Below are 13891 nucleotides of genomic sequence, written 5' to 3'. Positions count from 1 at the left end.
TCCGGCCCGGCCCGCTCCATGACGGGCAGGCGGTCCATGCCCGCCGGGCCTGCACCACGGGGTCAGTTCCTCGCGATGGTGCGGGCCCGCGCAGGGCGCTCAGCACTGACGGAGACAACTCGATGAAGATCGGCCTGATCGAGCTCAGCGCACACAGCGAGGTCCTCGACAGTCTCATACGGCAAGCCGTCGATATCGGGGCGAGCCCCACCGTCTACACCAATGCGTTCTGTGCCGAATCCTCTCAGACCGCCGAATCCGCGGAAGTCGAGTGGAAGGTGTGTCCCCCGGGTCTGCCGTACGCGGAATTCCTGGAGAAGTACACGTCCTCGATCGCCTCGCAGGACCACCTGTTCATCATCACCCCGGTCGATTCCCTGTGCGGCCTGCTCTCCGATACGAGCGTGCTGACACCCGCCTGGCACTGCCTGGTGCACAACCTCAACACGTTCACCTCGTCGGACGGCAACCGGCCGAGCGCCGCCATCGCGAAGCTCGTTCTCGACGGCGCGGCGGGTGTCCTGCTCCCGGATCTCCGGCTCAGGAGGACCGGCGACCCCCTGCGGAGCCGCGCCGTCAACATCGCCTACCCGCAGCATCCGCCCACGGAGTTCGTGAGGGACGAGGTGCGGTGCTGTATTCCGGGGAGAATGTATTCCGGCAGGGACCACGCCGAGGTTCTGTCCGCACTGGAAATCGCCTCCCCCCGGCTGACGAAGCGACTGCGCGTCGAATTTCTGGGAGAGCACGCCACCGAGGACACCAGCGCTGCCGTGGAAGCCGCGAGGAAGGCGGTCGCTCCCTCGGTCGAACTGCGAGACCACCCGGGTTACGTCCCGCAGGAGGAGTTCGACCGGACCCTGGCAGAGGCTGACTTCCTCATTCTTCCGGTCTCCGAGCACCTCACGCGTAACGGCATCGTCGAGACGCGCGGCCAGACCTGTGTCACGGGCAACATCAACGACATGGTCCGGTTCGGCCTTCCCTCGCTCGTGCCCGCCTTCTATCCACTGAGCGGTCATACCGAAGGGATGACGGCGCGGTACGGCGGCATTCCCTCCCTGGCGGACCTGATCGTCACCTGGGTGAACACCGGCGAATTCAACCGCAGGAAACGGGCGGCGGCACCGGGACTGGCGGCATACCGGACCGAGTGTCTGTCGGCCCTGCGCGAGCAACTGGCTCGCCGTCACTGACCCGGAACCCATCCCGGAAAAGCAGGCATCCGAACCCGATTCGAAGGAAAGCCACGTGTGCCACCAGGAGAGCAACGGCGCCCCCCAGAGGCGCATATGACGGCCGATGTATTTCGTGGCTCGGTACGTTTCCTGACGATCGCCAGTTTCGTCACCACCGTCGGCAGCGGGCTCTATCTCGCCGGAAGCATGCTGTTCTTCACCCGCGTCGTCGGGCTGAGTGTGTCCGGCGTGGGCACCGGCCTCGCCATCGCGACGGTCGCCGGCATCCTGTCGGGCCTCCCCCTCGGCGCTGTGGCCGATCGCGTCGGGCCGCGGGGACTGTACGTCGCCACCCAAGCTGTCCAGGCGACGGCGATGTTCCTGTTCCCGATGACACACTCCTTCGCCGTCTTCCTCGTGCTGGTCACCGTCGCCGCCATCGGCCAACGCGGCGCCCAGGCGGTCGGCGGCGCCCTGATCGCCCGGATCAGCGAGCCCGGCGAACGTACCCGCGTCCGCAGCCATCTCCGGGCGGTGACCAACCTCGGGATGGGCATCGGCGCCGCCGCGGCCGGCGTCGCGCTCCAGCTGGACTCGACGGCGGGCTACACCCTGCTGATCCTGGCGAACGGACTGAGCTTCCTCGCGGCGGCGGGACTGCTGCTCAAGATCCCGTCCGTGAAGCCGGTGCCACGCCCGCCGGGCGCGCGGCGCATGGAGGCCATGCGGGACGGACCGTACCTCGCCCTGTCGCTGCTGTGCGGGGTCATCGCGTTCCAGTACGACGTGGTGTCCCTGGTCCTGCCGCTCTGGCTGGTGTCGCACACCGAGGCGCCCCGATGGTGGCTCTCCGCACTGCTGGTGGTGAATACGGCCGTGGTCGTGCTGTTCCAGGTCAGGGCGACCCGGTGGGTGAGGGGCCCGTTGCCCGCTTCCACCGCTCTCCGCGGAGCAGGGTTTCTGTCCCTCGCCGGCTGTATCGTGCTCGCCCTCGCCGCAGGGGTTTCCGCCCCCGTTGCCGCGACCCTGCTGCTCGTCGGCGTACTCCTGCTGTCATCGGGTGAACTCGGCCTGGCCGCAGGGGCATTCGAAATCAGCTTCGTACTGGCCCCGGAACACGCCCAGGGCCAGTACCAGGGAGCCTTCAACCTGGCCGATGGCGTGGTACGCGCGGCGTCACCGGTCGTGCTCACCGCTCTCTGCCTCCAATGGGGCAGGCCGGGCTGGGTAGTGCTGGGCGTCGTCCTCGCGCTCTGCGGCCTCGCCACCCGGCCGCTCACCCGGTGGGCACTGCGCACCCGGACACTTCCGGCGACGACAAGCCCCGTCCCCGTCGGCTGAGGTCTCCCTCGTGGTGGCATCTCCGGCATCGGCGAGGGGAGCGCGGCCGTGCTCGACCTCGGACCGCACATCCAGCGGGATCTGCACGCGGCGTGCGCCCCGGAGAACGACCGTCTGATCCGCGCACTGCATGCTGCGGCCGGCGGGCTCCGTCAGGCGGGGCCTGCGCGGAGCCGACGGCCGAGGGCCGCGGCGGTCACGGTGCCGTGGACGACACACGCCCTTCCACGTTCCGCCCCCGGCAGCCTCGTCGGCGCCGGAGGTCGGGGTGCGAACGCTGGGGATGCGGGCGGACGGCCGACGCCGGCCCGCATCCGGTGGGCCTCGGCGGGCCGGGCGGCGGCGTGGGCCAGGGGCCCTGCCGCCTGCCCGGCCGGACGCTCCCCGTCGACGCCTGGTCCGGGAGCGATGCCGTGGGTCAGCCTTCGACCCAGCCGTATCCGCGCGCCATGTCGACGACGCTCGCACGGATCCGCTGAATCTGTGCGGCCGTCAGGGTCTCGTCGGCCGCGACGAGAACCTCGATCAGCTCGCTCCGGAGATCAGCGGCGCTCAGCACGTCGCACATCTCGTCGTCCGCCCGGTTTGCCTGCACGGGCGTGCGCAGCGACCCCGATGCCAGCGAATTGCGCGCGAGCTGGTGCCCGGCCGGCTTGTGAACGAGGCGGATCTGTGACGCCTTGGGGCCCTTTTCCCCCGACTCCATGAGGAATTCCACCTCGCTGCCCGCTTGGTAGAAACCCTTCTCGTCAATCAGGTCGTTCGCATGCATGAAAACGTCTTCGTCTCCCGTATCGGGGGCGATGAAGCCATAACCACGCACCTCGTCGAACCGCAGGACCTTCCCCGTCATCAACACAACAACCACACCTTCTCGCAATACTGCTACCACAAAATACTGACGCCCCTTTGGCGCCTGCACACAACACATCTGGTGTGGGGCCGTCTCGCCTGCTGCCACACCGTGAGACGCACGATACGACGGCCGGGCGACTGCGCCAACTTCTCGGCAGGTCCACCCTCGACGGCCGCCATCAGCTGCTTGCTGCGGCCAGCAGATCAAGTCGCCCGGCCCGATGTCAATGGGTCACGGCCTGCGGCTTCGCGAAAGATTCCCGCACACCGGGACCGCTCCGCCGCTCCACCCGCCGAGGAACGTGGGCGGTGTCTATCCCGTTCCGTCCAAGACCGAGGACTTAACGTGGGGTGGTGGCACAGCATCTGAACGGACTGCCTCCGGGAGGAGCGGGCAGGCGACTGCATTTCGTCTTCGAATCCGCCTGTGACCGCAATCCGTCGGCGACGGCACTCGAATACCGGCACCACCGGCTGACGTACGCCGAACTCGACACGCACGCGAATCGGCTCGCCCACCACCTCCGCGGTCTCGGCATCGGCCACGGGGCACGGGTCGCGATTCTGTTACCGCGCTCGGTGGACACCTATGTGTCGTTGCTCGGGGTGAGCAAGGCCGGTGCGGCGTTCGTGCCGATGGACCCGGCGTCGCCCCCGGACCGTATCGCCTATATCGCGGGGGACGCCGGCGTCGACCTGGTGCTGACCACCGCCGCGCTCGCACCGGGCCTGGCGGAGCTCCCCTGCCGGGTGGTCGAGCTCGACTCGTGCGCGCCGGAGCTCGCCTCCGTACCCACCGCGCGTCCGCGTCCCGACACGGTGGCGCACGGTCCGGGAGACGACGACCCCATCGCGTACATCATGTACACCTCGGGTTCGAGCGGCCGGCCCAAGGGTGTGGAGATCACCCAGTCGAGCATCTGCAACTTCCTCGACATCGTGCCCGGGGTGTACGACGTGCGGCCGCACGACCGGGTGTACCAGGGCATGACGATCTCCTTCGACTTCTCCATCGAGGAGATCTGGCCGACGTGGTCGGTCGGCGCCACGGTGGTCGCGGGCACGGTCGATTCCGGGCGGCTCGGTTCGGAGCTCGCCGATTTCCTGGAGGACCGCGAGATCACGCTGCTGTACTGCGTACCGACGCTGCTGGAGACGATTCCGCGGGACCTGCCGCGGATCCGGGGCATCGTGGTCGGCGGTGAGGTCTGCCCCGGTCAGCTCGTCGAGCGGTGGAGCAGGCCGGGACGGCGGATGCTCAACACCTACGGACCGACCGAGACCACCGTCACCGCGACCTGGACGGAGCTGCTGCCGGGGCGGCCCGTGACCATCGGCAGGCCGCTGCCGACCTACTCGGTGGTACTCCTCGACGAGCGGCGGCAACGCGTACCCGACAGCACGGTCGGCGAGATCTGTGTGGGCGGCCCCGGCGTCGCCCGCGGCTACATCGGCAGACCGGAGCTGACCGCCGACCGGTTCATCGAGCATCCGCTCGCGCCCGGGGACGGCCGGCTCTACCGCACCGGAGACCTCGGCCGGATCACCACGGACGGGGAGATCGAGTTCCTGGGCCGTACCGACGCCCAGGTGAAGATCCGGGGCTACCGGGTCGATCTCGGTGAGATCGACAGCGTGCTGCTGGAGGATCCCGACGTGGCCGAGGCGGTCACCGCGCTGGTGCCCGCACCGGACGACGGCGGCGACAGCAACGAGCTGGCCGCCTATGTGATGCGGACACCGGGCGGTACGGACGGGGACGAGGCTCTCGTCACCCGGCTGCACACGCATCTGCGACGCAGGCTGCCCGCCTATATGGTGCCGGCCTTCGTGGACATCCTCACCGAGCTCCCGGCCATGCCCAGTGGCAAGGCGGACCGCACCCGGCTGCCCGCCCCGACGGGCCGCCGTCTGGTGGGCGGCGGCCGGGTCGTGGCCGCCCGCGGCGAGCTGGAGACGCGGCTGCGGGACGCCTGGGCGGAGGTGCTCGGCGCCGAGCCCGCGTCGCTGTCGGCCGAGGCGGACTTCTTCACCGAGCTCGGCGGCCACTCCCTGCTCGCGGCCCGGGTCGTCTCGCTGCTGCGCGGCCGGGACATCGGCACGAGCCCGACGATGCGTGATCTCTACGCGGCCCCGACCGTACGCGGCCTGGCGGCACGGCTGGGCGCGTCGGCGGGTCCCCCGCGGCTGACCGCGCCGCCCCGCCCGGAACCGATCCGCCACCGGGGCGGCCGGATCGCGGCCGCCGGGACGGCGCAGGCCGGGGCGATCTATCTGTGGCTGCTCCTGACCACGCTGCCGCTGGCCTTCGTGTACGGCCGGCACGGCGGTCAGTTCTCGGAGCTGACCGCGGTGCAGGCGGTCCTCGCGGCGCTGGCCGGCTACCTCGGCGTGCGCTGGATCGTGCCGGTGGTGTTCGCGCGCCCGCTGGCGGCGGGGATCCGGCCGGGCTCCTACCGGCTGTGGGGCGGGACGTACCTGCGGCTGTGGCTGCTGAACCTGCTGCTGGCCGTCAGCCCGCTGCAGGTGCTGTCCGGGTCCCCCATGATGGCGCCGTACCTGCGGCTGCTCGGCGCGCGCATCGGGCCGCGCACCACGATCGCCACGAGCATGGTCAGCCTGCCGACCCTGCTGCGCATCGGCGGCGACGCCTCGGTCGGCTACGGCGTTTCGCTGCGCCCGTGGCGGGTGGCGGACGGCTGGGTGACGGTCGCCCCGATCGAGATCGGGCCGCGCGCCTGCGTCGGGGCCAACGCGGTCCTCGAACCCGGTGCGCGGTTGGGGGCCGGGGCCGGGCTCGGCGAACAGTCGGTGGTCGAGCAGGACGAGGTGGTCACCGCCGGAGCGCGCTGGGCCGGCTCGCCGCCGTATCCGGTCGATGCGCTCGCCCCCGCCATGGAGACCATGCTGCGTGCTCGCGGCCACGTGGACGGGTGGCGGCCACGCCATCTCGCGGCCGCGCTGTCCGGCCTGGTGCTCCTGGAGGCCGCCGTGGTCGCGATGGTCCTGCCGGGCCTCGCACTGGTGTGGTGGGGCTACTGGGGCTGGGGCGTGCTCGCGGGCGCCGCCGCCGTCGTGGTGTCCGGTCCGGTGTACGTGCTCACCGTCTGCTGTGTGGTCGCCGTCGGCAAGCGTCTCGTCCTGTCCGAGGTACCGGTCGGTGTGCACCCGGTGCGTTCCTCGCTCGGCGTGCGCAAGTGGGTGGCGGACAAGCTGCTGGAGTTCAGCCTGGCCTTCACCAACTCGCTCTACGCCACCCTCTATACGGTGCCGTGGCTGCGGCTGCTCGGCGCGCGGGTCGGCCGGGGCGCCGAAGTCGCCACCGCCGCGCACCTCGACCCGGATCTGCTCACTCTCGACGACGGCAGCTTCGTCGCGGACATGGCCAGCATCGGCGCCGCCACCTTCGCGGCCGGCCGGGTCGCGTTCGGCCCCACCGAGGTGGGCCGGCGCGCGTTCGTCGGCAACGCCGCGTTCGTACCGGCCGGCACCCGGATGGGGCCGGGGTCCCTGGTCGGGGTGGGCACGGTACCGCCGCGGCACGGTGCGCCGGACGGCACCTCGTGGCTGGGGTCGCCCGCGATGCATCTGCCGGTACGCCAGAGCAGCGGTTCGTTCCCCGAGGAGCTGACGTTCCGCCCGAACCGCAAGGCCGTGCGGCACCGCCTCGGCATCGAGTTCTTCCGCGCCACGCTGCCCGCGACGGTGCTGGGCATGGGCGTCTACCTCTATCTGCTGGCGCTGGCCGGCGTGGCACGCTCCCGGGACCCGCTGGTGCCGGTGCTCGTATCGCCGCTGCTCGCGATGGGTGCGGGGCTCGCGGTGATCGCGTACTGCGCGGCGGTCAAGCGCGCGGTCGTCGGGACCTACCGGCCGCGGGTCGAACCGCTGTGGAGCTGGTTCGTACGCCGTACCGAGTTCGTCACCGGCCTCTACGAGGCGGCCGCGGTACCGGCCGGGGCGGGCACCCTGGTCGGGACCCCGTTCCTGCCGGCGGTGCTGCGCTGGTTCGGCGCCCGCATCGGCCGGCGCACCTGGATCGGCACCACCTATCTCACCGAGTTCGACCTGGTGGAAATCGGCGACGACGCCGCGATCGGCACGGGCGTATCGTTGCAAACGCACCTGTTCGAAGACCGCGTCATGAAAATGTCGCAGGTCACCGTCGACAGCGGGGCGAGCGTCGGCACCCGCGCGATCGTGCTCTACGACGCCGTGGTCGGCGCGGGCGTCCGGCTCGGCGCGCTGTCGCTGCTCATGAAGGGCGAGCGCCTCATGCCGGGCACGAGCTGGCGCGGTATCCCCGCCCAGGGCGTGACCCACCGGTCCGCCGACGGCTAGCGGCCGCCATGGTCCCGTAGCTCGTATCCCGGGGCCGGGTCGAGCTGATGAAGCGGTACCGCCACGGCTGCGGCCCGAACTCCGCGACGGCGGCGGGCCCCGCCACACCTCCGCACTTCCACCGTCGACAACGCGATGAGGACAGCATGACCTCCAGCGCCGTACCCGACCCGCTCGGCCGGTCTTCCGGCCCCCGAAGCGCTCCCCTTCCGGCTGCCGATCAGCGTCCGCTGGCACTCGTCTACCGGGGACCGGCCGCACTGCCCGGCTGTCCGGAGGCGGTCGCCGCGCTGCTCGCCGCCGGCGGCTGGGGCCTGGACATCCGCTACACCGGTCCGCGCGAGGCACTGCCACTGACGGCCGAGTCGCTGGCCCGTGCCACGGTGTACGCCCAGCCGGGCGGGGGTTCACTGTCCCCGGCCTACTGGCGCCTGCGCCGGCGGCGGAACGCGATCCGCGACTACGTCCGCGGCGGTGGCCGCTATCTCGGCTTCTGCCTCGGCGGATACCTGGCCGGGGCCACCCCGGGATTCGACCTGCTGCCCGGCGACACCGACCAGTACATCGTCACGCCGGGCGCCACCGTCGACGACGAGCGCGACACCCTGGTCGACGTGGCGTGGCGCGGCGAGCCGCGCACCCTCTACTTCCAGGACGGGCCGCACTTCGTCCTCGACGAAGGCGCGGACGCGACGGTCCTGGCCACCTATCCGAACGGCTCGGTCGCCGCTCTCGTCACACCGTTCGGCGCAGGCCGCGTAGGCGTCGTCGGACCGCACCCGGAGGCCACCGACGACTGGTTCACCGAAGTCGGTCTGCCGGTCCACCGCGCCCACGACCTGGGAATCGATCTCGCGGCTGCGGTGCTGGCGGACTGACCACAGGGCGCTGAGCCGCTCGCGGCGCGGGCCCGACGCTGGGGGTGTGCGCGGTCGTTGCGGCGCCGGATCCGTTGACGCCGGTTCCGTTCCCGGCCGACGAGCCTGCGACCGGTGCGACCCGAGGGGGCCCCGCGCACGGCAACGGGCAATCATGCGCGTTGCTGCGCGGGGTGCGGCGTGCGGGTCAGTCGGGCACGAGCACCGCGGCGCCGTTGATCCGGTCGGCGGCCAGGTCCGTCAGGGCTTGGGTCGCGCGGCTCAGCGGGTACGGGCTGGCGGTGACCCGGATGCCGATCCGGGCGGCGATGGCCAGGAAGTCTCGGCCGTCCTGCCGTGTGTTGGAGGTGACGCTGCGCAGGTTGCGCTCCTCGAAGAGGTGGCGCTGGTAGTTGAGTACGGGGATGTCGGTGAGGTGGATGCCTGCGATGGCGAGGGTTCCCGAGCGGTCCAGCGCCTCCAGGGCCACGGGCACCAGGTCGCCCACCGGGGCGAACAGGATCGCTGAGTCCAGCGGTTCGGGCGGCCGGGCGTAGGCGTCGCCCGCGGAGGAGGCGCCCAGACCGAGGGCGAGTTCACGGGCCGCCGCCGACCGGGTCAGCACATGCACGGTGGCGCCTTCGGCCAGGGCGACCTGCGCCGCCAGATGGGCCGAGGCGCCGAACCCGTAGATCCCGAGCCGGCCGTTGGCGGGCAGGGCGCTGCGGCGCAGCGCCCGGTACCCGATGATCCCGGCACACAGCAGCGGGGCCAGCGACGTGGCGTCCTGTTCGTCCGGGAGCGCATAGGCGTAATCCGCCGGGACGAGGGTGGTTTCGGCGAAACCGCCGTCCGCGTCCCAGCCGGTGTAGCGGGAGGCCGGACAGAGGTTCTCGCGACCGGCCCGGCAGTAACGGCAGTTGCCGCACGTGCCGCGCAGCCAGGCCCCGCCGGCCCGGTCGCCGACCCGGAACCGTGTGACGGGCTCGCCGACGGCGGCCACCCGGCCGACGATCTCATGGCCGGGAACGGTCTCCGGCCGGTGCGGGGGCAGATCGCCTTCGGCCAGGTGCAGGTCGGTTCGGCAGACGCCGCACGCCTCCACCCGCAGCAACAGCTCGTCAGGACCCGGCACGGGGACGGGACGGCGTACGGACACCAGCGGACCGGCCGCGATCGGGCCGGGGTGGTACACAGCCCATCCGGTCAGCTCATGCGGAACCGGCACCTGCGCCATGTCTCCAGCTTGCGGCCGCCCGGTGGGGGCGGCAAACGCTCGCCGGTGTCCACGAGGCGCCGCCGACCGGAATGTTTCACGTAAAACATGACTGTGTGGCGGTCCACCCGATCGCCGCCCGGTCACCGTTGCACCGGCCCTCTGCGCCGGCCTCCCAGTGCCCCTACGTCGGCCCCGCCTCTGTTCGCAGCCCTCGGACCCGCGCTGAGGCCGCCTACTCCACAGCCACGGCTCAGCCGCCGGTATCACCCCCTGATGGCCTGTTGCCGCGGGTCAGGGTCAGTCCGAGTCCGCTTGCCCAGCCGACGGGTTGCAGGGCCCAGTAGCTCACCGCTCGGTACAGCAGCGTCACCGCGATGGCCTGCTCGGCGCCGAGACCGTACAGCACCAGCAGCGCCGTGAGACTCGTCTCGACCACGCCGAGGCCCCCGGGTGTCAGCCGCAGGCTTCCCGCGAACTGTGTCAGCGCGTACGCCGCGAGGAGTCCGTGCCAGGGCACGCCGACGCCCAGACTCCACATGCAGGCGACGAGACACGCCAGGTCCAGGGCCCAGTTGAGCAGCGCCAGAGTGGCCGGCCACAGCCACGGGCGCACTCCGGGCCGCACGGCCCGCACCTGCCGTCCCAGCCGGATCAACGCCTGCTCGGCGTCCCAGAGCCGCCGGGACCGCACCCCGAGCCGCCGCCAGACACGCCAGGCCCGGCGCCGTACCCAGCGCAGCCTGGACAGACCGACCGCCGCGCCCGCCATCACGGCGGCGCAGAGCACCAGGACCAGTACCGCGGGCCGCAGTCCGGCCACCGGCCCGGCGGAACCGCCCATCAGCACACCGACCGCCAGCAGCACGAAGAGACTCAGCCCGGACAGCACTCCGGCGACCAGCAGCACGGCCCCCGCGAGAGCCTGCTCGACGCCCCGGCGGCGCAGCTGCCGAAAGATCCAGGCCACCGCGAACGCGGCCCCGCCGGGCAGCGCCCCCGCGATGGCGTTGGCGGCGAGAACGATGGCGGCGACGACCCCGAGCCGTACCCGTGCACCGCCCGCGCGCAGCAGCCACTGCTGCACGGCCGCCAGACAGCCCAGGGAGGCCGCCTCGAACGCGCCGGCCGCGATGAGCCGGACCGGGTGGACCTCGGAGATCAGCCGGACGGCCGCGCCGACCTCGGCACGCCGGGTCACGGCGACGGCCGCGGCGGCTGCCACGAGGACGGCCGACACCACCCACCACACCGGGCGTACCGCCCCGGCAGAGACCTGTCCCGAGCCCTTCGGCCCGCCGGTTCGCCCTCCGGGACGGATCACCACGTTTCCTACGGTACGACGCGGATGTCCGGCGCACCGCGGCCCGGCACCCGCCCTCGCCGGCGCCGCCGACGACTCCCCCGCCGTGTCCGGGCCGCCACCCGAGCCGGCTGGCGCGTCGTCGACGGTGGTCCCGCTCCCGCCGGGTATCCCGCCGGCCCGCCGCACCGGTGCGTCATGGCCGCGGCCTGGTCTCCGTACCCGGCAGGGAGGCCGACAGGCAGGTCAGGAAGGGCGCCAGCGCGGTGACGGTCTCCCCCGCCGAGGCGAAGAGCAGCCCGATGCCGACCGCGCCCGGGTCGGCGACGCCGGTGGCACGTTCGCCGAGGTAGCTGGCCCGGCCACGGCGCGCCCTCAATTGCGCGGTGTTCCGCACCCCGTCCCAGGCGGCGCCGGCCGCGGCGGCGAGCGCCTTGCGCACATCGGCGTCCGTGCCGCGCGAGTTCAGCGCGTCGCAGGCGGGGGCGAGTGCGTCGATGAGTGTCTTGTCGCCCGGTGCCGCTTCCCCGATGCGCTGGATGACGGACAGTCCGCTGCCCGCGCCCGCCGCCAGTGCGGGCACGGTGAGCGCGGTGCCCGCGGCGGCGGCGAGGGCCAGTTCTTCCAGCAGCAGCCCGAACAGGGGGCCGCTCGTGCCGCCGACCTCGTCGAGGAAGGTCGTGGCCGCCGCTTGCAAGGGCTGCTGGGCCGCGGCCAGGCTCCCGGTGGGGGCGCCGTTCAGGGCCCGGACCGTGGCGTCCAGTCCGGTGGTGAGGTTGACGCCGAAGTCGCCGTCGCCGGCCTGCTGATCGAGTGCCGTCAGCTCGGCTTCCGTAGCCGACGCGGATGCCGCGAACCGTCGCATCCAGCCGTCCGTGAAGGTCCCGTCGAACCGCATGCGGCCGCCTCCCGTCGTCCGATGTCTCCTATCGGCGCCAGGCCGGGGCCTGGGCCGGCGCGTCGTACCACTTGAGCGTCTCGCCATCCACCTCCAGGAGGGAGAGCGAGAAGCCGTGCATGTCCAACGCCGTGACGAAGTCGCCGACCAGAGCCCGCTCCAGCGCCACGCCGCGGTCGTCGAGCAGGCGTGCCGCCTCGCCCAGCACCGCGTACAGCTCCAATTGGGTGACCCCGCCGAGGCCGTTGGCCAGGGCGATCACCGATGAGCCCCGGCCGAGCCGCAGCGCGCGGGCGAGCGTACCGGTCATCTCTCCCACCAGGTCGCGCAGCGGCCGGTGGGCCGCCGTGTGCTCCGCGCGCTCCCCGTGGATGCCCACGCCGTACTCAAGGGCACCGTTCGACAGCGCGAAGGCGGGCCGGCCGGTCGTGGGGGCGGTGTGCGGGGCCGACGCCACGGCGAGGCTGCAGCAGCGTTCCACCAGGTCCTCGCCCAGCGCGACCAGGTCCCGCAGTCCCATGCCGGTGTCCGCCGCGGCGCCGAGTACCTTCTCCACCAGTACGGTCGCCCCCGTACCGCGGCGCCCGGCCGCGACGCCGTCGGACTCCGAGGCCACATCGTCGTCGATCAGCACCCGGGCACAGGGGATCCCCTGCCGCCCCAGGCGTTCCGCCGCGATACCGAAGTTGATGCGGTCACCGGTGTAGTTCTTCACCAGGTGGAGCACGCCGCCCTCCCGCCCGACCGCGCGCGACGCCTCGAAAATCTGCCGGTTGTGCGGCGAGGCGAAGATCCGTCCCGGGCACGCCGCGTCCAGCATGCCGGCGCCGACGTAACCGATGTGCAGCGGCTCGTGCCCCGAACCGCCCCCGGACACCAGGCCGACCCGCCGGGCCGGGGAAGTGTGCCGGGCCCGCACGAAACCGTGCTCCCGCTCCCACACCACCAGATCGGCGTGGGCCCGCGCGAAACCGGCCAGCGCATCGGGCACCATGCCCTCGGAGGAATTCGCGAAGTACAAGGCCATGAGCGCTCACAGACCTCTCCGGAGTACCCGGCGGGCGAGGTCCCCGATGTCCCGCGTGTCCGCCTATCGTGAGCCGACACGCGGGGCGCGGCAACTCGCCCACGTCCCGTCGGGCGTACGCACCGCCGCCGGTGGACCCGTGGGGCCGCGGCGCGCCCCGGTCACTTCGCCGCACCACCGGCCGGGTGACGCGATCGGAACGTACGCACCGGCCCGCCCGCCCACGGGCCGGAGGTCGGCCGCCGCGGAGGTCGGGACCATTCGGCCCCTTCCCGCCCGAAGCCCGTGAGCCGGAGACTTTTCCTGTAGCGGGCGCAGCGGGGGTGTGCGCGTGTGCGCCTCCTGCCCCACCCAGCCCCCACACGTGAGGAGACCGCGATGACCACCGCACGCGACATCATGCACGACAGCGCCACCTGCGTGCAGGAGAGCGAAACCCTGGAGGACGCGGCACGCCGAATGCAGGAACTCGATGTCGGCGCCCTCCCCATCTGCGGTTCGGACGACCGGCTCCATGGGATCATCACCGACCGCGACATCGTCCTGAAATGCCTCGCCGAAGGTAAGAACCCCAAGGTCATGACCGCCGGCGAGCTGGCACAGGGCAAGCCCGTCACCGTCACCGCCGATGCCGGCACGGAGCAGGTCCTGCACACCATGGAGCAGCACCGGATCCGGCGGCTGCCGGTCATCGACGAGCACCGGCTGGTCGGCATGATCAGCGAAGCCGACCTCTCCCGGCATCTGTCGGAGAAGCAGTTGGGGCACTTCGTCGAGGCCATCTGCGCCGCACCCTGACCGCACGCCGCCGCGCCGGACGGTGTACCGGACGCACCACGGCGGGCACCCGGCGCCGCGCACACCGCGCGGCCGCG

At 72.2% G+C, this 13891-nt stretch carries 10 protein-coding genes; 5 read left to right on the top strand and 5 right to left on the bottom strand.

Translation table 11 applies throughout. The features are described from left to right. Positions 1 to 122 precede the first annotated feature (122 nt). Entirely contained in the window at positions 123 to 1196 is a 1074-nt protein-coding gene (locus tag IH09_RS00740; RefSeq protein ID WP_052853232.1) for a hypothetical protein, read from the top strand. A gap of 96 nt (positions 1197 to 1292) precedes the next feature. Next, positions 1293 to 2519, top strand: coding sequence for an MFS transporter (locus tag IH09_RS00735; RefSeq protein WP_052853231.1), 1227 nt, complete (start codon positions 1293 to 1295; stop codon positions 2517 to 2519). A 418-nt stretch (positions 2520 to 2937) separates the two neighbouring features. Here IH09_RS00735 and IH09_RS00730 read toward each other — a convergent pair whose 3' ends face one another. Continuing rightward, positions 2938 to 3372, bottom strand: a complete 435-nt coding sequence (locus IH09_RS00730) for a cold shock domain-containing protein (protein ID WP_172450793.1) — start codon at positions 3370 to 3372, stop codon at positions 2938 to 2940. A 356-nt stretch (positions 3373 to 3728) separates the two neighbouring features. Between IH09_RS00730 and IH09_RS00725 the strand changes: the two genes are divergently transcribed. Then, positions 3729 to 7715, top strand: coding sequence for a Pls/PosA family non-ribosomal peptide synthetase (locus tag IH09_RS00725; RefSeq protein ID WP_318279358.1), 3987 nt, complete (start codon positions 3729 to 3731; stop codon positions 7713 to 7715). Between the two features lie 146 nt (positions 7716 to 7861). Further along, on the top strand, positions 7862 to 8593 hold the full coding sequence (locus tag IH09_RS00720; protein WP_052853229.1) for a BPL-N domain-containing protein: 732 nt from the start codon (positions 7862 to 7864) through the stop codon (positions 8591 to 8593). Between the two features lie 187 nt (positions 8594 to 8780). Here IH09_RS00720 and IH09_RS00715 read toward each other — a convergent pair whose 3' ends face one another. The 4 genes from IH09_RS00715 to IH09_RS00700 form a co-directional block, all read right to left on the bottom strand. Beyond that, a complete protein-coding gene (locus IH09_RS00715) occupies positions 8781 to 9809 on the bottom strand; it encodes a zinc-dependent alcohol dehydrogenase family protein (RefSeq protein WP_052853228.1) in 1029 nt (342 codons plus the stop codon). 232 nt (positions 9810 to 10041) lie between these two features. Beyond that, the gene (locus IH09_RS00710; protein WP_318279357.1) at positions 10042 to 11115 is read right to left on the bottom strand and encodes a lysylphosphatidylglycerol synthase transmembrane domain-containing protein; all 1074 of its coding nucleotides are present in this window, start codon (positions 11113 to 11115) and stop codon (positions 10042 to 10044) included. Positions 11116 to 11287: 172 nt separating this feature from the next. After that, on the bottom strand, positions 11288 to 11989 hold the full coding sequence (dhaL, locus tag IH09_RS00705) for a dihydroxyacetone kinase subunit DhaL (RefSeq protein ID WP_052853226.1): 702 nt from the start codon (positions 11987 to 11989) through the stop codon (positions 11288 to 11290). Between the two features lie 28 nt (positions 11990 to 12017). Further along, on the bottom strand, positions 12018 to 13016 hold the full coding sequence (locus tag IH09_RS00700; RefSeq protein ID WP_052853225.1) for a dihydroxyacetone kinase subunit DhaK: 999 nt from the start codon (positions 13014 to 13016) through the stop codon (positions 12018 to 12020). Between the two features lie 378 nt (positions 13017 to 13394). Between IH09_RS00700 and IH09_RS00695 the strand changes: the two genes are divergently transcribed. After that, positions 13395 to 13814: a CBS domain-containing protein gene (locus IH09_RS00695; protein WP_052853224.1), complete on the top strand. Its 420-nt coding sequence runs from the start codon at positions 13395 to 13397 to the stop codon at positions 13812 to 13814. Positions 13815 to 13891: the final 77 nt, after the last annotated feature.

Source organism: Streptomyces celluloflavus (assembly GCA_000720995.1).
Classification (GTDB): domain Bacteria; phylum Actinomycetota; class Actinomycetes; order Streptomycetales; family Streptomycetaceae; genus Streptomyces; species Streptomyces celluloflavus.
This window is presented reverse-complemented; position numbering and strand designations above follow the sequence as displayed.

Excerpts from the sequence above, each read along its gene's own strand:
- IH09_RS00740 (WP_052853232.1), top strand. The coding sequence starts at position 123 with ATGAAGATCGGCCTGATCGAGCTCAGCGCACACAGCGAGGTCCTCGAC.
- IH09_RS00695 (WP_052853224.1), top strand. The coding sequence starts at position 13,395 with ATGACCACCGCACGCGACATCATGCACGACAGCGCCACCTGCGTGCAG.
- IH09_RS00700 (WP_052853225.1), bottom strand. The coding sequence starts at position 13,016 with ATGGCCTTGTACTTCGCGAATTCCTCCGAGGGCATGGTGCCCGATGCG.
- IH09_RS00715 (WP_052853228.1), bottom strand. The coding sequence starts at position 9,809 with ATGGCGCAGGTGCCGGTTCCGCATGAGCTGACCGGATGGGCTGTGTAC.
- IH09_RS00730 (WP_172450793.1), bottom strand. The coding sequence starts at position 3,372 with ATGACGGGGAAGGTCCTGCGGTTCGACGAGGTGCGTGGTTATGGCTTC.
- IH09_RS00720 (WP_052853229.1), top strand. The coding sequence starts at position 7,862 with ATGACCTCCAGCGCCGTACCCGACCCGCTCGGCCGGTCTTCCGGCCCC.
- dhaL (WP_052853226.1), bottom strand. The coding sequence starts at position 11,989 with ATGCGGTTCGACGGGACCTTCACGGACGGCTGGATGCGACGGTTCGCG.
- IH09_RS00735 (WP_052853231.1), top strand. The coding sequence starts at position 1,293 with ATGACGGCCGATGTATTTCGTGGCTCGGTACGTTTCCTGACGATCGCC.